General features: G+C 36.2%; 19 protein-coding genes. 3 read left to right on the top strand and 16 right to left on the bottom strand.

Annotated elements, in window-relative coordinates; translation table 11 throughout:
- The first annotated feature begins 15 nt into the window (after positions 1–15).
- Positions 16–1,167, top strand: a complete 1,152-nt coding sequence (locus tag MHB55_RS18995; RefSeq protein ID WP_340844943.1) for an MFS transporter — start codon at positions 16–18, stop codon at positions 1,165–1,167.
- A 48-nt stretch (positions 1,168–1,215) separates the two neighbouring features.
- Here the strand turns inward: MHB55_RS18995 and MHB55_RS19000 are convergent, their stop codons facing one another.
- The 6 genes from MHB55_RS19000 to MHB55_RS19025 all read right to left on the bottom strand — a co-directional run bounded on the left by MHB55_RS19000 (position 1,216) and on the right by MHB55_RS19025 (position 5,320).
- Positions 1,216–1,461, bottom strand: a complete 246-nt coding sequence (locus tag MHB55_RS19000) for a hypothetical protein (RefSeq protein WP_144539561.1) — start codon at positions 1,459–1,461, stop codon at positions 1,216–1,218.
- A 127-nt stretch (positions 1,462–1,588) separates the two neighbouring features.
- On the bottom strand, positions 1,589–2,356 hold the full coding sequence (gene yidC, locus MHB55_RS19005) for a membrane protein insertase YidC (protein WP_144539559.1): 768 nt from the start codon (positions 2,354–2,356) through the stop codon (positions 1,589–1,591).
- Between the two features lie 78 nt (positions 2,357–2,434).
- Positions 2,435–3,226: an AraC family transcriptional regulator gene (locus tag MHB55_RS19010; protein ID WP_144539557.1), complete on the bottom strand. Its 792-nt coding sequence runs from the start codon at positions 3,224–3,226 to the stop codon at positions 2,435–2,437.
- A gap of 112 nt (positions 3,227–3,338) precedes the next feature.
- A complete protein-coding gene (locus tag MHB55_RS19015; RefSeq protein ID WP_340863834.1) occupies positions 3,339–4,229 on the bottom strand; it encodes a diacylglycerol/lipid kinase family protein in 891 nt (296 codons plus the stop codon).
- Positions 4,230–4,488: 259 nt separating this feature from the next.
- A complete protein-coding gene (locus MHB55_RS19020; protein ID WP_151112466.1) occupies positions 4,489–4,806 on the bottom strand; it encodes a hypothetical protein in 318 nt (105 codons plus the stop codon).
- A gap of 67 nt (positions 4,807–4,873) precedes the next feature.
- Complete coding sequence (locus tag MHB55_RS19025) at positions 4,874–5,320, bottom strand: GNAT family N-acetyltransferase (protein ID WP_154312203.1); 447 nt, start codon at positions 5,318–5,320, stop codon at positions 4,874–4,876.
- 107 nt (positions 5,321–5,427) lie between these two features.
- Here MHB55_RS19025 and MHB55_RS19030 point away from each other — a divergent pair, with 107 nt between their 5' ends.
- Positions 5,428–5,919 (top strand): GNAT family N-acetyltransferase, encoded by a 492-nt coding sequence (locus MHB55_RS19030; protein ID WP_151112464.1) that lies wholly within the window; start codon positions 5,428–5,430, stop codon positions 5,917–5,919.
- Between the two features lie 12 nt (positions 5,920–5,931).
- On the opposite strand, the gene MHB55_RS19035 is transcribed toward MHB55_RS19030, so the two are convergent.
- The 7 genes from MHB55_RS19035 to MHB55_RS19065 all read right to left on the bottom strand — a co-directional run bounded on the left by MHB55_RS19035 (position 5,932) and on the right by MHB55_RS19065 (position 11,481).
- Positions 5,932–6,399, bottom strand: a complete 468-nt coding sequence (locus MHB55_RS19035) for a DUF4064 domain-containing protein (protein ID WP_225216164.1) — start codon at positions 6,397–6,399, stop codon at positions 5,932–5,934.
- Between the two features lie 313 nt (positions 6,400–6,712).
- Positions 6,713–6,994, bottom strand: a complete 282-nt coding sequence (locus tag MHB55_RS19040) for a GNAT family N-acetyltransferase (protein WP_144539547.1) — start codon at positions 6,992–6,994, stop codon at positions 6,713–6,715.
- A 37-nt stretch (positions 6,995–7,031) separates the two neighbouring features.
- On the bottom strand, positions 7,032–7,997 hold the full coding sequence (locus MHB55_RS19045) for a ring-cleaving dioxygenase (RefSeq protein ID WP_191697897.1): 966 nt from the start codon (positions 7,995–7,997) through the stop codon (positions 7,032–7,034).
- Between the two features lie 142 nt (positions 7,998–8,139).
- Positions 8,140–9,057, bottom strand: coding sequence for a DUF1002 domain-containing protein (locus MHB55_RS19050; RefSeq protein ID WP_186318208.1), 918 nt, complete (start codon positions 9,055–9,057; stop codon positions 8,140–8,142).
- 103 nt (positions 9,058–9,160) lie between these two features.
- On the bottom strand, positions 9,161–10,021 hold the full coding sequence (locus MHB55_RS19055) for a S1-like domain-containing RNA-binding protein (protein ID WP_144539543.1): 861 nt from the start codon (positions 10,019–10,021) through the stop codon (positions 9,161–9,163).
- 543 nt (positions 10,022–10,564) lie between these two features.
- Positions 10,565–10,984, bottom strand: coding sequence for a transcriptional regulator MntR (gene mntR / locus MHB55_RS19060; RefSeq protein ID WP_144539541.1), 420 nt, complete (start codon positions 10,982–10,984; stop codon positions 10,565–10,567).
- Between the two features lie 230 nt (positions 10,985–11,214).
- Positions 11,215–11,481 (bottom strand): late competence development ComFB family protein, encoded by a 267-nt coding sequence (locus tag MHB55_RS19065; RefSeq protein ID WP_313955903.1) that lies wholly within the window; start codon positions 11,479–11,481, stop codon positions 11,215–11,217.
- A 115-nt stretch (positions 11,482–11,596) separates the two neighbouring features.
- Here MHB55_RS19065 and MHB55_RS19070 point away from each other — a divergent pair, with 115 nt between their 5' ends.
- Entirely contained in the window at positions 11,597–11,752 is a 156-nt protein-coding gene (locus tag MHB55_RS19070) for a lmo0937 family membrane protein (protein WP_144539539.1), read from the top strand.
- Between the two features lie 15 nt (positions 11,753–11,767).
- Here the strand turns inward: MHB55_RS19070 and MHB55_RS19075 are convergent, their stop codons facing one another.
- The 3 genes from MHB55_RS19075 to MHB55_RS19085 all read right to left on the bottom strand — a co-directional run bounded on the left by MHB55_RS19075 (position 11,768) and on the right by MHB55_RS19085 (position 15,470).
- Positions 11,768–12,889 (bottom strand): GNAT family N-acetyltransferase, encoded by a 1,122-nt coding sequence (locus MHB55_RS19075; RefSeq protein ID WP_191697895.1) that lies wholly within the window; start codon positions 12,887–12,889, stop codon positions 11,768–11,770.
- A 102-nt stretch (positions 12,890–12,991) separates the two neighbouring features.
- On the bottom strand, positions 12,992–15,109 hold the full coding sequence (locus MHB55_RS19080) for a heavy metal translocating P-type ATPase (protein ID WP_340863835.1): 2,118 nt from the start codon (positions 15,107–15,109) through the stop codon (positions 12,992–12,994).
- Positions 15,093–15,470: a metalloregulator ArsR/SmtB family transcription factor gene (locus tag MHB55_RS19085; protein WP_144539533.1), complete on the bottom strand. Its 378-nt coding sequence runs from the start codon at positions 15,468–15,470 to the stop codon at positions 15,093–15,095. Before MHB55_RS19085 ends, MHB55_RS19080 begins: the two co-directional genes overlap by 17 nt.
- Between the last annotated feature and the right edge of the window lie 161 nt (positions 15,471–15,631).

Genomic DNA, 15,631 nt, shown 5'->3' on the forward strand with positions numbered 1-15,631 from the left:
GCAATGAGGTCGGCTATGAAATCCCAAAAATGGTTATCTATCAACTTCTTTACTTTTTTCTTTACGTGGGGCGTGTTTATGCCGTATTGGACAGGCTATCTAACAAATGCAAAAGGTTTAAGTGTTACCTCTGCAAGTATTGTAATGGGAGCAGGGATGCTAGCAAGAGCCTTCTCCACCTTTGTTTTATTTCCCAAAGCAACGGGTCTTTTTAGCATGCAGAGAGTTCTACGATTGCTTGCACTGTTCTCTTTTGCAGCTATAGTTTTATACATACCTTTTAATTCTTTTTATTCTCTCTTAGCCATTACTGTTACTTTTAGCTTAATATATCCAAATCTTTTACCTGCCATGGAGAGCAGTGCCTCCATACTTATGCAGAAGGACAAAATCCACTACGGGAAGAGTCGTTCCTTTGGATCTGTGGGATTCATGGTCGCCTTATTATTTATAGGTGGAGTAACCGCTATTTGGGACGAGCAAGCGATACTATGGACGATGTTAGGAGCACTTGCCGTCATTATGATAACTTATTCCAAGCCAATGCCTGCTTCTTTGAGCGAATTACCTCACCAGGTAACTAAAGACAACACAGGCAATTGGAAAAACCTATTTACCTCTAAGCAATTTATCGTTATTTTAATCTTAACTATTCTTATTCAAGGCTCACATGCCTCTTATAATAATTATGGATTTATCTATCTGCAGGATATTGGAGTAAACAGCCTTTATATTGGGATTGTTTTAAACGTTGCAGTAATCTTTGAAATTGTATTCTTTCTATTTGCAGACAAGCTATTTTCCAATAAAAAAGTATCCTGGATGCTATTGTTAGCCGGAATTGGCGCAACGGTCAGATGGATTAGTATTTACCTATTTCCTTCCGTCTGGATATTCATCCTAACTCAAGTTCTACATTCCGTTTCATTTGGTATTGCCCATTACGCTTTTATCCAATATATTTCTCGAACGCTGGACAAAAGCCTTATACCTGCAGCCCAAGGAATTTATGCCGCATTATCTATGAGTCTAAGCAGTGCATTCCTAACTTTCGTTGGCGGTTACTTATATGATGTTGAGCCAAGACTTGCATTTTTAGGAATGGCCTTCTGTACAATTCCAGCTATCGTAATACTTCTCCTATCTAGAAAAAAATATGCCTACTAACTACGTATAATTCCATAAAAAAACATTACCTACGAAAGGTAATGTTTTTTAATTTATTATTAAAACTAAGACTAGTACAAAAAGGATGGTGAAAACTATTGCCATCGTTCTCATCCACTTTGCTTCACGGATATGCCCTTTTTCCTTAAAAACAATTGCCCGATAGCCATTACTTAAAATAAAAATAACTGTCATGAATAAAACAGCGAGATTAATGTTCCCTTTAATAATAAATACTAAAGATGCGATACTCGCAGCAACAATCAAAATACCAAATATCCAATTTCGTTTCATTTTATCACCTCATAACTTAGTAAAACGCAAACGCCTATGTCTGCCCCGACTAGCAAATGGAGAAAAGCGAGGAGGCAGTTTCTAGCCAAAAAAAAGAAGCTCTTTTTGCAAAAAGCTTCTCCTTGTTTTATACAGACTTTTCTGCTTTTTCAGGATGATTTGAGTAGAATTTACGTCCTAAATATGTTTGGAATATCAACAAAATCCCACCAACAGCCCAATATAACGGTAGCGCTGCCATAGAACTAAATGAGATAAACATAATCATAATAGGTGAAATATAAACCATCATTTTCATTTGCTGCTGTTGTTGCTCTGGAACTGTCCATAGAGACACTTTTGCTTGTGCAAAGTACACCGCTCCTGCAATAAGTGTCATAGCAATATCAGGAGATCCCAGGTTATACCATAAGAATTCATGAGACTTAATATCTGCAGAATACAATATTGCAAAATAGAGTCCCATAACGATTGGCATTTGAATAATCATTGGCAAGCAACCCATATTTAAAGGATTAACGCCATGTTTACGATATAAGCCCATCATTTCTTGTTGTAGAGCCATTTGCTCTTCTTTTGACTTAGTTTCTTTTAGTTTCTTTTGGATTGAATCCATTTCTGGTTTTAGCTTGTCCATTTTTTCTTTCATACCTTGTTGATTCTTATAATTTTTAAGCATTAAAGGCATGAGAGCTAAACGAATAATAATGGTAATAGCAATAATTGCTAACCCATAGCTACCGTTAAAAATGTCCCCAAAAAATTCTATTAAAAATTCAAAAGGTCGAACAAATATATTGTAAAAAGTTCCTTCTTTGTTTTCTACTCCTGAACAACCACTCAGTAAAACTGCTGCAAAAACAAGAATAGAGAGTAAACTAATTTTCTTCTTCATCGTTTCACCTACAATTTTCAAACTATAAAGAGTATACCCTCTATGAAGCTATTTTTCAAATATTACTTAGATGAAAAATCAATAAGTTTTGGGCTCTTTTGGAAAATTATACTTAAAGTTCGGGTGTTCCTGATGATCCCTAAATTGTTTCGGAGTAAGCCCTGTATACTTTTTAAAGATACGAGTAAAATAGCTTTGATTACAAAAGTGAAAAGAATTCGAAATTTCCGAGATAGCTTTGTTTGTATGGCGCAAAAAGTATTGACATTCTTCTACTTTACGAATATTTAAATATTCTACTAATGTTACTCCAGTATGTTCTCTAAAAATTCTAGATAGATGGCTAGTGCTAATATTAAATTGCTTTGCAATGTCTTCTACAGTTAAGTTTGTTTCTATTTCGTCATTAATATAGAGAATGACCTTGTTTACCGTTTGGTGACCAAAAGAAGGCTTCTTTCTTTCTGTTATAACCATTACAAAGAACTCAACGAGTTCATCGGCACATTGTAAAAATTGTGCATCACTCATTTTGGTATCAATAATTTCCACACTCGCATTATTAAACGCCATAACTTTATCTAATGGAACCTGGCTTTCATACAACTTTCTAGCCATGACAGCTGATAATTGTATGTAGTAGTATTTTACGTTTTGAATCATTTGTTTATTATTAGTCGCTATAATTAAATCAATAATCTCTCTCAGCACTGTTTTTGCTCGTTCAATCTCGAAAGAATACATATCTAAGAATAACTTTTTTTCTAATTCAAAAAATTGATCGAGACCTTTAACTCTATTAGTAATACCCATTTCCTTGGCATAGGCTTTTGTGAAGTAATCTAAGAATATTTTTTCTGTATTATCCATAAGAACCTCATCTTTCTAATCAGTTTTATAGTTCTTTAGTAACCTTATGTTTATAGGGATGTAGAATCATTTTATAACATTTAATTGTAAAAAACTAGCCTTTTTCATTTATTTAGATTTTTTTAGGCAAAAGCATATTTAAATGCTTTGGAAGAACCTGGATATCAAGAGGAGTACAGTCTCCCTGATCACCATCTACATTGCAAAATAACGTTCGGTTCGAGTCAATGTGTAATCTTTCTGTTTTAAAAGTTTCTACACCTTCGTCTTTACCTAATGTGCCTAGCATTACTTTAGCACCCATACGCGCAATTGAAGTAAAGCCTGCCTGTTTAATAATAAAAACATGTAGCTTCCCATCATTAATTTTAGCAGAATTAACCAGATCCTCGAATCCACCTACAGAATTGGTTAGAGCAACTAAAACTAATATAGAAGTACCCTTCCAAGTACCCTGATCATGCTCTATAGTCATTTTCACTTCTTCATTGGAGAGTAAGGCTTTTGCGCCAGCTACTAAGTAGGCCATAGAACCATATCTGGTTTTTTGCTCAACCGGAGTATCTGCAACCTTACTTGCAATATCTCCTATTGCTACCACGTTCACAAAATATTTATCCCCGATACGTCCTACGTCTACTTGTTCTGTATTAGTCATTTTTAACGCTTCAATTGCTATATCTGGCTCAAGAGGAATACCTAAAGCTCTAGCAAAATCATTTACAGTTCCAAGCGGAACAAAAGAAAACAATGGTCGATTTTCTTGTTCTGCGAGACCGTTCACTACCTCGCTAATAGTCCCGTCCCCGCCCATAGCCAAAAGAAAATCCATCTTTCTTTCACAGGCTAATTTAGCGAAATGGGTAGCATCATCTTGCTTCTGAGTTTCCTTTTCCATAACCTCATATCCTAAATTAGTTAAAACCTCTATTGCTCTATCCTTAAATTGACTAGCTTCTTCTCTTCCGGAAGAAGGATTATAAATTAACATGGCCTTTTTCACTTTTGCATCCTCCTTTAGAATATAATCGTCTCTTTTTCGTACCCTAAATATCCTACCTTGAAACTGCATAAGTATTAAAAAAATGCTAAATCAATAATATAGACGATATAGAAATGAGATTAGTTTTATTTGAGTAAATAATGGAAATACCTGCTCCCCTTATTACTCTCTAACTTAACAGGTATTTTTTAGAAATTATACAGTAATATCTATATATGTAAAATAAAAAAGGTGCCCGAAGGCACCTTTTTAGAAAAGTTTATTTTTCTCCCGCTTTAGCATCATTGTCGGGAGTAGTTTTTATATCATCTTTTACTTGTTCTTCCTCATTATAATACTGAACGCTTGTCATCGCACCCTCATCCACCATTCTGTTATCTTCTTCATGATATGGATTTGGGTTACCTGTATTTTCATTACTAGTATCTTGCTGCTTTTGAGCTTCCATAAAGGAATTTACTTTATTTTTCGTATTATTAAATGCTTCCATTGCTTTATCACGATTTTCCTTTTTCCTAAAGTAAGCATAAGCCCCTGCTGCAAGCCCTGCTAACAAAAGAGATTTATTTTTTGCCATCTCTATTACCTCCAATATTCTTATTGATAAACTATATATACCCTAATACATACAATATAACCCTTTTTTAATTTGTAGACCTCATCATATACACATGTGGTATACCGTCTTCCTCGAACTCATTCGAGATAGTATGAAATCCTACTGAATAATAGAATTTTTGCAAATGACTCTGTGCACAGATTCTAATGCTTGGAACATTCCAAGTCCTCTCTGCTTTCTCAATAGCTTCTAACATAAGAATACGAGCTAAGCCTCTTCCTCTAGCATGCTCCTTCACAATAACTCTTCCAATAGAGCATTCTTCATATTTATGTCCACCAGGGATAATACGGCAATAAGCAATAATTTCATTGTTCTCTTTATAACTTAGATGAAGGGCATGCTGATCATAGTTATCTAGCTCTGGATATGGACAATTTTGTTCGACGACAAAAACTTCTACACGAAGCTTTAGTATTTCATATAAATAATTAATATCTAATTCACTAAATTTCTTCAAATCCCAGGACATGTTTGCCTCCTATGTAAAAATGTTTATTTTCAATATTTTTCTATTTAATTATAGAAGATTGACAGAAATTTTGTTATGATTACAAAAAGCTGAAGAGGTGATTTCAAATGATAAGGGCGACTACGTTAAAAGATATTACTACTATTCAACAGATCGCTAGGATCAGTTGGAATGATACTTATAAAGATATAATACCAGAAAATGTTCAGGAAATATTTTTGGAAAAAGCTTACTCTCCTATGATGCTAGCCAAACGAATAGAAAAAACAATTTTTTTAGTTGCGGAATATAAAGATGAAACTATCGGCTTTGCTAACTTCACTTATGTTGATGAAGATGGTGATGCTGAGCTCACCGCAATTTATGTGCTTCCCGAGTTCCAAAAAATGGGATACGGTAGAAAGCTGTTAGAAGCAGGTGTGAATCATATGTCTGTGGGAAAACAATTATTTGTTTATGTAGAGAGCAAAAATGAAAGCGCTCGTATTTTTTATGAACGGTATGGATTTGAATGTCTAGAAGAATTTGATGAGTATTTCGAGGGTCACCCTCTATCTACCGCAAAATATTTATATCCATTAAAAACACCGGCCTATTAGGCCGGTGTTTTTTTAATAAGTTTGTTCAGTTGAATATTCTTCTTCAAATTTAACTGGTGTTTTGCGTACGAAGCACATAATTGCAGCAACATATAAAACGATGGATGTTAATGAGATAATTCCTGCAAAAACTCCCCCTACAATAAACATGATTCCTGCTAATTTTGGCTTTTTGTTTTTCGAAACGAATACAATTCCTAAAATATTAAATACTAAGCTAATAACAAACGTTATAACAGCCGCCCAGCCAAAAACGCCAAACAAGTCTACAAATACTTCCATAAATTCCGTAGCTGCAGCAGCTTCTTCAGCAGTTAGTGCTGGATCGCTATAAATGTCTTCTTCAAAGACTTGTGTGAACCCTTCCTCCTGCATTACCGAACTACCATTAATGACAATCAATGAAACTAGTATAATTGCTATTACATTAAAAACAGCTCCAACTACGCCTAAAACAACTTCTCCTGTACGTGAAATCATTTTTTTACCCCCTATTATTAATTGATATAGCTATTTTACGAAAACATAGCCAAAAGGTTTCATCAATCTCTGATTTCCCTGCAATATTTTTTATAAACCTGTTTGAGTCTACTAATAACAGGGTAATTTAATAATAAGACCAAAATAGAAAGGAAGATTTACATGGAAAAGAAACTTATCTTTAATCAAACCGACTTCTTATATACACTGGCAGGTGCATCAGCATTAACTGGAATTCTAGTTCTGTTTACTTCTATTTAATCATTAAAACGTAAAAGGCAATCCACTTTATATTAAAGAGGATTGCCTTTTATTATGCCTTTATATCATCATATTCGTTAGATTTAGCAAATGCATCTACTACGTATGAGCAAACTGGCTCCATTTTCAATTCATTTTCTCTTGCATAGGAAGCGGCGCTGTCTAATAACTTTTTCGCAATCCCCTGGCCTCTTAGCTTACTCGAAACATAGGTATGGTCCATAACCATTACATCACCTAGTAATGTCCATGTAATTTCTCCAAGTCTTTCCCCATCTTCTATTACTTGATAGGCAAATACATCATTGCCAAGTTCTTTATATTGAAAATCCATTAACACACACTCCTTTTTTAGAATCTTAACATAACAATCATTTAATTGACAACGGACGGAGCTTCGCTTCAATTTCTTTTCGCTTCGGCTCTAAAAATGGTGGTAGGGCTAACTTTTCACCAAGCTTTGCTAAATCCTCATCTGTATCAAATCCCGGCTCGTCAGTAGAAAGCTCAAACAACACTCCATTTGGTTCTCTAAAATAAATAGCTTTGAAGTAGTGACGATCGACGAGACCAGACGTTGTAAATCCGTTTGCTCTTAACATTTCCTCCCATTTAGGATAATCCTCCATGTTTGGAATACGGAAAGCCACATGATGTACACTACCTCTACCAGGTCTTTCCCTCGGTAAGTCTTTTCGAGTTTCAATATGCACCTCGCCAGCTGGTCCTCCATCCCCAGTTGAATAAACCTTAATATCTGGAGCATCTGTAACAACTGAAGGATAGGAGCCGATAAAAACAAAGCCTAATATATGCTCTAAAACCTGTTCAGTAGCACTTGGATCCTTTAACGTTAAAGTAACAGGACCTAAACCAACGATAGCATTTTCTGCAGAAATCTCTTCTTTTATCCAAGGCTTTCCAAAAGGAATACCCTTACCATCATCTACAACTAACATCATTCTAGACCCTTCAAAGTCTTCAAAATAGAGTGTTTTTCTGCCAAACCTTTCGACTATCTTATCATGAGGAACTCCGAAATCATGCAATCTTCTTTCCCAAAATTGTAGAGCTTCTTCACTCTTCACTCTAAAACCCGTATTACTAATACTCGACACTCCAGGATATGTTCTGCCAGCCATTGGTATGTCAAAGTAGGTCATGTCTGTACCAGGAGTACCTTCTGCATCTGCATAAAATAGATGGTATGTGGATGGGCTATCCTGATTTACACTCTTTTTCACTAACCGCATTCCCAATATTCTCGTAAAGAAATCATGATTCTTATTTATATCTGCAGTAATAGCGGATACATGATGAATTCCTGCTAATTTCATTTGATTTTCCTCCACTCATTTATCTCGAATTCGAGATAAATTATTTTATTTTATCTTATCAAATAATCTTCTCCACTTCAAATAATTTATCCTCGCTATTAACAAAAGAAAATCTACCTGAATTTACAGGTAGATTTATCATTTAACTAAAGATAGATCGAATGGAATCGATTAGATTGTTAAAGAAATCTTTAACACTTTGCCAAAATCCTTCATTATCTTTTATTTGGTTAAATTTATCTTCGATTGTTTTACTAAAATCATTTAACTGATCAGACCATTTACTAAAATCTATATCTAGTTGACGAATTCGATCCATCAAATCAATCAGTAGTTGACGATCCTTATCGGAAAGTTCAATTTTAAGCTTAGATAGCTGTTCTGAAACAATTTTTTCAACTTCTTCACGGGATGCTGGGTTTTGCTCAGCAATTTGCTTTTTAATTTCTGTTAAAAGCTCTGTTACCTTTTCTTCATCTACCCCACCTTGTTTTGACAGGATAGTTGCGACAGATAGCTCATCGTTTGCTACATCTGTACGTTCCGGGTCTAGTTCTCCTCCTGTAACCTCATATGCTTTATAAATACCTACCAGGGCGGAGTGTCCTGTTACAGGCTTAGGAGCTGCAATATCTACTACCGCGTCTTCTATTCCCGCAGTAAGCATAGCGTTAGCATACATATCTGCCGTAACTTCAGTAATGTTATCTGGAGTTACGATGTTAATAATTAGACCTGATCCAGCATCTTTTCGGGTAATTTTAGCAGAAGAGAACATTCTAGCCGATGCGTCTCCATCATTTAGATAGGTTGCTAGGTCCTTACCTGTAACTACAATTTCTTGTATATCTGATTTATCTGTAACTTTTAAACTCTCTTTTACACTATTTTTTTGATCGTCAGTTAGGTTACCTCCATAAACAACAATAGGCGCCCCAAACTTTTCATTTACAACTTCAGTTTCAGTTTCCCCATTTGTATCAGCTAAAGCTACAATAGGACTTACTAGTACTCCAATGACAAGTAAAAATGCTAAGTACACTTGTACCATTTTTTTCATTCCATTAAAACCCCTTTCTATTGGTTGGTACTATCATTAGTACGTGAAAAGGAGTAAAAAGTTCCGATGGTCATCGATGCTTCTTACTCCTTTTTATCTAATCTTATTGCTTTAACTCAGTCCATCCGTCCTGTTGGTTAATTTTTTTCTCTTTCATCAGCTTCCCTAAAGCACGCTTGAAGGCAGCCTTACTCATCGAAAACATTTCTTGAATTTCCTCAGGTGTAGATTTGTCTGTGAATGGCATTTTCCCACCGACATCATTTAAATAGCGATAAATTGATTCGGCGTCGTCGCCCATACGTTCATGCTTTCTAGGGAGAAGAGAGCCGTTGAGAGACCCATCATCCTTCGTATCAATAATACGCACGGTTAAGTCTTGTCCTAATCTAGGTTCCTCAACTCGCTCTGATTCATGAACGAAAATACGATAATTTTCGGGAACGCTAAGCAAGAAGGTTCCTACAGGAAGTAGTCTGTACGGTCTTGCCAGTAAATTTTTGTTTAAAAGTGTGGTTGGCGCATCTATATATAATTCCTCTACACGATCCTCCGTGGCAAGACGGCCAAATAATTCGCCCTCACGATCTGTTCGAAGTGTCATATATAAATGGTCTCCTTGAGTTGGCCATAACTCTTTGATCTTTGGCAAATCCTCGGCTTTCACTTGCACTTCTTTAGAAGTACCAATGTCTACAAAGGCTCCTTCTTTATCTGAAACTTTTATAACTCTTGCCCATCCGTAAGTTCCCTTTTGTATGGTAGGGAGTTGTGTAGTAGCAGAAAGATTACCTCTTCTATCTACGAACAAAAATACCTCTAGTGTATCGTCGACTTGTAATTCTTCTGGAGCCTCGGAAGCATTTAAAGATATCTCCATATCCTTGTGCTGAAGAATCCATTTCGATCCTTCCCTCATTTTCACTTGTAATTTTACTATTTCTCCTGATGCTAATTCTGTCAAAGTTACCGCTCTCCTTCTGACCATATATGAAATTGGTCGTTACCTTTTGTTTTAGTATATCTAGTGCACTATCTACTCGTTCTAATAAAAAATTTTTGCACTTTTTAGGCGTCAATTAGTATACTTTTCGATTCATTGTGCTTCCGAATCATTTGCTACTTCCCTTATAACCGATTCATCCTCATTATAAACAACTAGGCATATCCTTCTTATAGTAATCACTTGTTGGGATATTCTGTACTTTAGAATTTTTTTATTTAATTATAGTTACCATTATTATGCCCATTTTTTTTTGCATACTTGCTTAAAATTTTCGCCAAGTGACCTATGTACAATAGAAGTTTGACTCAGCTAATAATATGTATTTATACATTGGGAAAAAATTTCTGAGAGATTCTTTTCACAATTTCCCTAGTCTCATCCATTTGATTAGTCATAGCATTGTCAACCTTAAGAATATCAACGTATTTCTAGCAACTCCTGCCAAAAACTATATAGCAAGACTTTGCATGACATTCTATTCTATTCCATTCCTACAAATACTTACTCACTTAAGTCTTTTCTTAACTCTAAAAGTTGTGTCTGTATAGAGGCATTATCTTCTAAGAGTAAGACCAAATCTGCAATTCGATCAATGGAGTTCCAGCTAAGATGATGTTCGATTCCTTCCACATCCGCATAGATATTTTCTTCCTCCACTCCTATAAGGCGTAAAAATTCCTCTAACAGTTCGTGTCGTTTCACTAGCTTCTTTCCTAGCTTCATTCCTTTAGTCGTTAAAGTAAGCCCACGATATTTTTCATATATTAAAAAGCCATCCTTATCCAATTTTTGCACCATTTTGGTTACGGAAGATGGCAGTACAGATAATGCTTCTGCAATGTCAGACACACGTGCATAGCCTTTCTGCTCGATTAGTATATAAATTTGTTCGATATGGTCTTCCATGCTTGGTGTTGGCATATTTATCTTCCTTTCATCACTTCTTATATTTTACTACAACAGACCTACCATCTCAATTCATGTTAGTATTGCCCTAGCTTTTACAATAGTTTCACTTTATGAACATTATAATAGCAGCAAAAATTGGATAATAGCATCATGCAAGCGTAGATATAAATTCTAAGTTCTTTTTTAGAATTCTCCGAGCAATAAAGTATAAAAGAACCTTATCGAATGACAAGGCTCCTTTTCTATCTATGAGGATATTTTCCAACGACATGAATGGAATGGATGATTCTTTTATTAATCCACTCTAAATTTTCTAAAGTATTCATACGTTCAAAAACAGCCTTTCTTCCTTTTTCGGTTGTAACATAGTGGGTTGGAAGAGTATTTAAGCTTAGGGCAATTATATCTAATTCACATTGAGGACACTTACAGAAAGTTTGATACTCTGTTCCTCTCATCAGCACTCTCACAAGGCTTTGAACGATTTCTTCCATTACATTTGTTAACAATTCTATCCTTCTTTCATTATTCAAAAATATCAAAAATGTTTAACCCTTAGTATATAGGGGTAACTTTCTAATAATAACACGTATCAACAATTTTAAGAAGAAAGGATGACTAATAATGGGTAAAATTTTATGGGGTATAGTAGTAGTTCTTATCGTACTATGGTTGTTAGGACTACTTCTTGACTTTGGCGGAGGATTAATCCACACGCTATTAATTATTGCAGGTATTATTTTCGTTATTCAACTTGTCACTGGTAGACGAGCTGTCTGACAAAAGGGGTTGCCATTAGGCAACCCCTTTACTTTTGGTTTTAGCATAAATACACGTATCTCTTAAACTCTTACCATCAGCAGACAAAGAATCATGATGGAGAGTCCCCTCTAGAGTATAGCCAAGTCTTTCAGCAACAGATCGACTTCGGACATTCTCACTATCACAACGAATCTCAACTCGATTAGCTTTTAGCTCCTCAAAGGCAAAGGTTGTAATGCGTTCGACTGCCTCTGTCATCAAGCCTTTACCCTCAAATTTACTATCAATCCAATAGCCAATTTCAAATTTTCGGACATCCCAGTCTATACGATGGAGTCCAGAACATCCTACGAATTCTCCTGTTTCCTTTAAAAATAAATGAAGTCGTAGATCCTTTCGCGTGATGAAATCTGCTACTGCTTGACGAAGATTTCGCACTCTTTGTTCAATGGATTCCTTTTCTTGTGCCCAAGGCATCCAGTCTTTTAAAGCATCTTGAGAAGCAACTACCGCTCTTTGCACTGCTTCTGCATCCTCAACTTTAGGAGCTCGGATGATTAATCGCTCCGTATAAAATTCCTCTGGAAAAACTAATTCCTCTTTTACTTTTTCAATTATATGAAAGTCATCATCCCACTTAACCGGGGTTGAGGTACCCTTCATAAAATCGTCTCTCGTCATTCCATATGTAACAGCATCGTAGTATGAACTTTCTTTTGGAGAAAACCATGCTTGTCGGAGCTGTGCCTCTTTGACAAAGCCTGCACGCTCAAACGTTTTTCGCATTGCAAAATTATCTTGGCGTGTATGACCTTCTAAGCGAATTTTACCCTCCGGTAGATTAAAAACATATTCCGTAATCTTTTTTAGCGCAAGTGGGCCATACCCTCTACCTCGAGCCTCGTCTGCAATACGCAAATCGAAAAGAGGAATATCATCCTGCAGATCATAAATCTTCACAATGCCCACTTTTTCATCTTCGTCATTCTCAACCCAGAAGGTTTTCACTTCATCTGATTGATAACCGCCCTCTTCAATTGTTTTTTCAATCAACTCTCGTACAGGGTGCGAATTTCCGTGATATGGCCATGTATTCGTTGTCATGAAATGGATCAGCTGCTCCTGCTCCTCCATTGTCCATTCTGTAAGCTTCATTGATAACCCTCCGAACCTAATGAATAAATATATTCTGTTCTAAATATTCTCTCCCTGTCCTGTAGTCTGGACAGGGATTTATCAAACAATATGTTGAAAGTGTTATTTCCAAGGGCTGTTATCTTGACTGAATGTAGTTAATAACCGTAAGGAATTTAGAACTACCAGTAATGTAGCACCCATATCAGCAAAGATGGCAATCCATAATGTTAACCATCCCGGAATGATAAGAAGTAGCGCAATAATCTTTAACCCTAATGCAAACATAATATTTTCTTTAATAATATGCAATGCTTTTCTGCTTAAACGTATTGTATATGGTAATTTTTCTAAGTCGTCAGCCATCAAAGCTATGTCAGCAGTCTCTAAAGCTGCATCTGTACCAGCCCCACCCATAGCTATTCCGACATTTGCAGCTGCTAAGGCCGGAGAATCATTGACACCATCTCCTACCATGGCCACTGCTCCGTATTTTTCTTTTAAGCTTTGAATGGCAGTTAGCTTTTGCTCTGGCATTAGACCTGCATTTACATCAGTCATTCCCAATCTACTAGCAATGGCAGTAGCTGTTTTTGGGTCATCACCCGTTAGCATAACAGTATGCTTAATCCCATTATTTTTTAAGCTTTGTAACACTTTTTTGCTAGTGGATCTTATTGGATCTGCAATGGCAATAAAGCCTCTATAATTCCCTTCTTCTGTTGCAAGAATTACTGTATTTCCTTCCGTTTGTAGCTTTTCAACTGCTTGCAGAACCTCTTCTGAAATAGAACTAATGGTTTTTATCCAGGTAACGCTCCCTACAGACCATTTTATACCATTAATAACTGCTTCGGCACCTTTTCCAGTTATTGATTGAAACTCTTCTACTTCTATCGGATGAATATGCTCCTTAGCCCCATACTGAACAATAGCTTGAGCAAGCGGGTGCTGTGAATAGGCCTCTATAGACATTATATTTCGTATAAAATCTTTCTCAGAAGCTGCCTGTACATAGGTTACTTCTGGATAGCCTTTTGTAAGAGTGCCGGTTTTATCAAATGCAATTGCCTCGATACGACCAATCTCCTCCAAATGAATACCACCCTTTATCAAAACTCCCTGCTTTGCTGCGTTTCCAATAGCTGTTACGATAGCAACTGGAGTAGATACGACCAAAGCACAAGGACATCCTACAACTAAGACAGCTAGCCCCTGGTAAATCCAAGTCTGCCAGTCTTCACCTAGAAGTGGCGGTATAATTGCTACTAAAAAAGCAATACCAATAATGGCTGGTGTGTAATACTTCGCAAACTTGTCTACAAAACGTTGAGAAGGAGATTTTTCTGCCTGTGCCTCTTCCACTAAATGAATGATTTTAGCAATTGTAGTATCCTCTACACGCTTTGTCACTTGTATTTCCAAGGATCCCTCTTCGTTTAACGTCCCGGCGAAAACCTCCTCGCCTTTCTTTTTGACTACGGGTACAGATTCTCCAGTAATGGATGCTTGGTTAACTGTCGAGCTGCCTTTTAAAACAATGCCGTCCATTGCAATTTTTTGTCCCGGCTTCACGACAAGTACGTCTCCAATTTGAATAAACTCCGTATCTAATTCAATTAACTCATTGCTACGTCTTACGGTTGCTGTAGGCGGGGCAATGTCCATCAATTCACTAATAGATTGTCTAGCCTTGTTCATGGAGTATGCCTCTAATGCCTCACTCACTGCAAACAAGAATACTACAACTGCGCCTTCTCTCCATTCGCCAATTATAGCTGCACCTATAATAGCAATCGTCATAAGTGTCTTCATATCGAAATAGAAGCGAGAAAGGTTAATAAGACCACCCTTAAACAACTCAAATCCACCAATTAAGATAGATAAAACAAATAAGGAGAGAGCTGCAGGATGAGACTCCTCATAAACAAAGGAAGCAATGATTCCTCCTATTAGAAAAACAAATGAAATCATTGTCACAACGTTTTCATGCCGTTTAAAAAATGGGGTCTTTTCTATTTTTCTTTGCTTAACAGGCACGACTTTAATTCCATCAAATGCACCTGCTTTTTCTATATCACCAACGGATACATCGCCTATGATAGAAACTTTAGAAGCACCAAAGTTAACAATCGCTTCCTGCACAGTTGGAAGACTCTTAATATTTTTTTCGAATTTCATAGCACAGTTGGCGCATGATAGGTTTTCTAAGCGGTACTCTTTTTTATCTAAGTTGTTCAATTGAACCCAGCTCCTCTTCAACCGAATGCTCATATGCGATTTTAACTAATTCATTCACGTGATGATCAGCTAAAGAATAATAAACTAATTTTCCCTTGCGACGAGATTTTGCTAGAGATAGATCTCTGAGAAAACGAAGATGATGGGAAGCTGTTGCCACTGATGATCCAATTATTTCACTCACATCACATACACATAGTTCTTCTTCAATTGTTAATGCGTATGCAATCTTAAGCCTTGTTTCGTCAGCTAATGCTTTAAAGAGAGGTACAACCTTTGTTAAATCCGGAAGCTGTTGCTTCACCTCTCCTACTATTTTTTCATTTACTTTTGTTACCTCACATATATCCTTTGATTGCATATGGGCACCTCATTCAAATAGTCGTTTGATTATTACCCTCATTATATGTTCAGATAATTCGAAAAGCAACTATATTCAAATACAAATTTGAATGTAATTTGATTTTGTAAGGATATTGAACAATCCTTCAGATTATGACTAACAAATCGGGAAGAAAGTAA

Source organism: Psychrobacillus sp. FSL K6-1267, assembly GCF_038003265.1.
GTDB classification, from domain to species: domain Bacteria; phylum Bacillota; class Bacilli; order Bacillales_A; family Planococcaceae; genus Psychrobacillus; species Psychrobacillus faecigallinarum.

Excerpts from the sequence above, each read along its gene's own strand:
- MHB55_RS18995 (WP_340844943.1), top strand. The coding sequence starts at position 16 with ATGAAATCCCAAAAATGGTTATCTATCAACTTCTTTACTTTTTTCTTT.
- MHB55_RS19000 (WP_144539561.1), bottom strand. The coding sequence starts at position 1,461 with ATGAAACGAAATTGGATATTTGGTATTTTGATTGTTGCTGCGAGTATC.
- yidC (WP_144539559.1), bottom strand. The coding sequence starts at position 2,356 with ATGAAGAAGAAAATTAGTTTACTCTCTATTCTTGTTTTTGCAGCAGTT.
- MHB55_RS19010 (WP_144539557.1), bottom strand. The coding sequence starts at position 3,226 with ATGGATAATACAGAAAAAATATTCTTAGATTACTTCACAAAAGCCTAT.
- MHB55_RS19020 (WP_151112466.1), bottom strand. The coding sequence starts at position 4,806 with ATGGCAAAAAATAAATCTCTTTTGTTAGCAGGGCTTGCAGCAGGGGCT.
- MHB55_RS19025 (WP_154312203.1), bottom strand. The coding sequence starts at position 5,320 with ATGTCCTGGGATTTGAAGAAATTTAGTGAATTAGATATTAATTATTTA.
- MHB55_RS19030 (WP_151112464.1), top strand. The coding sequence starts at position 5,428 with ATGATAAGGGCGACTACGTTAAAAGATATTACTACTATTCAACAGATC.
- MHB55_RS19035 (WP_225216164.1), bottom strand. The coding sequence starts at position 6,399 with ATGATTTCACGTACAGGAGAAGTTGTTTTAGGCGTAGTTGGAGCTGTT.
- MHB55_RS19040 (WP_144539547.1), bottom strand. The coding sequence starts at position 6,994 with ATGGATTTTCAATATAAAGAACTTGGCAATGATGTATTTGCCTATCAA.
- MHB55_RS19045 (WP_191697897.1), bottom strand. The coding sequence starts at position 7,997 with ATGAAATTAGCAGGAATTCATCATGTATCCGCTATTACTGCAGATATA.
- MHB55_RS19050 (WP_186318208.1), bottom strand. The coding sequence starts at position 9,057 with ATGAAAAAAATGGTACAAGTGTACTTAGCATTTTTACTTGTCATTGGA.
- mntR (WP_144539541.1), bottom strand. The coding sequence starts at position 10,984 with ATGCCAACACCAAGCATGGAAGACCATATCGAACAAATTTATATACTA.
- MHB55_RS19070 (WP_144539539.1), top strand. The coding sequence starts at position 11,597 with ATGGGTAAAATTTTATGGGGTATAGTAGTAGTTCTTATCGTACTATGG.
- MHB55_RS19075 (WP_191697895.1), bottom strand. The coding sequence starts at position 12,889 with ATGAAGCTTACAGAATGGACAATGGAGGAGCAGGAGCAGCTGATCCAT.
- MHB55_RS19085 (WP_144539533.1), bottom strand. The coding sequence starts at position 15,470 with ATGCAATCAAAGGATATATGTGAGGTAACAAAAGTAAATGAAAAAATA.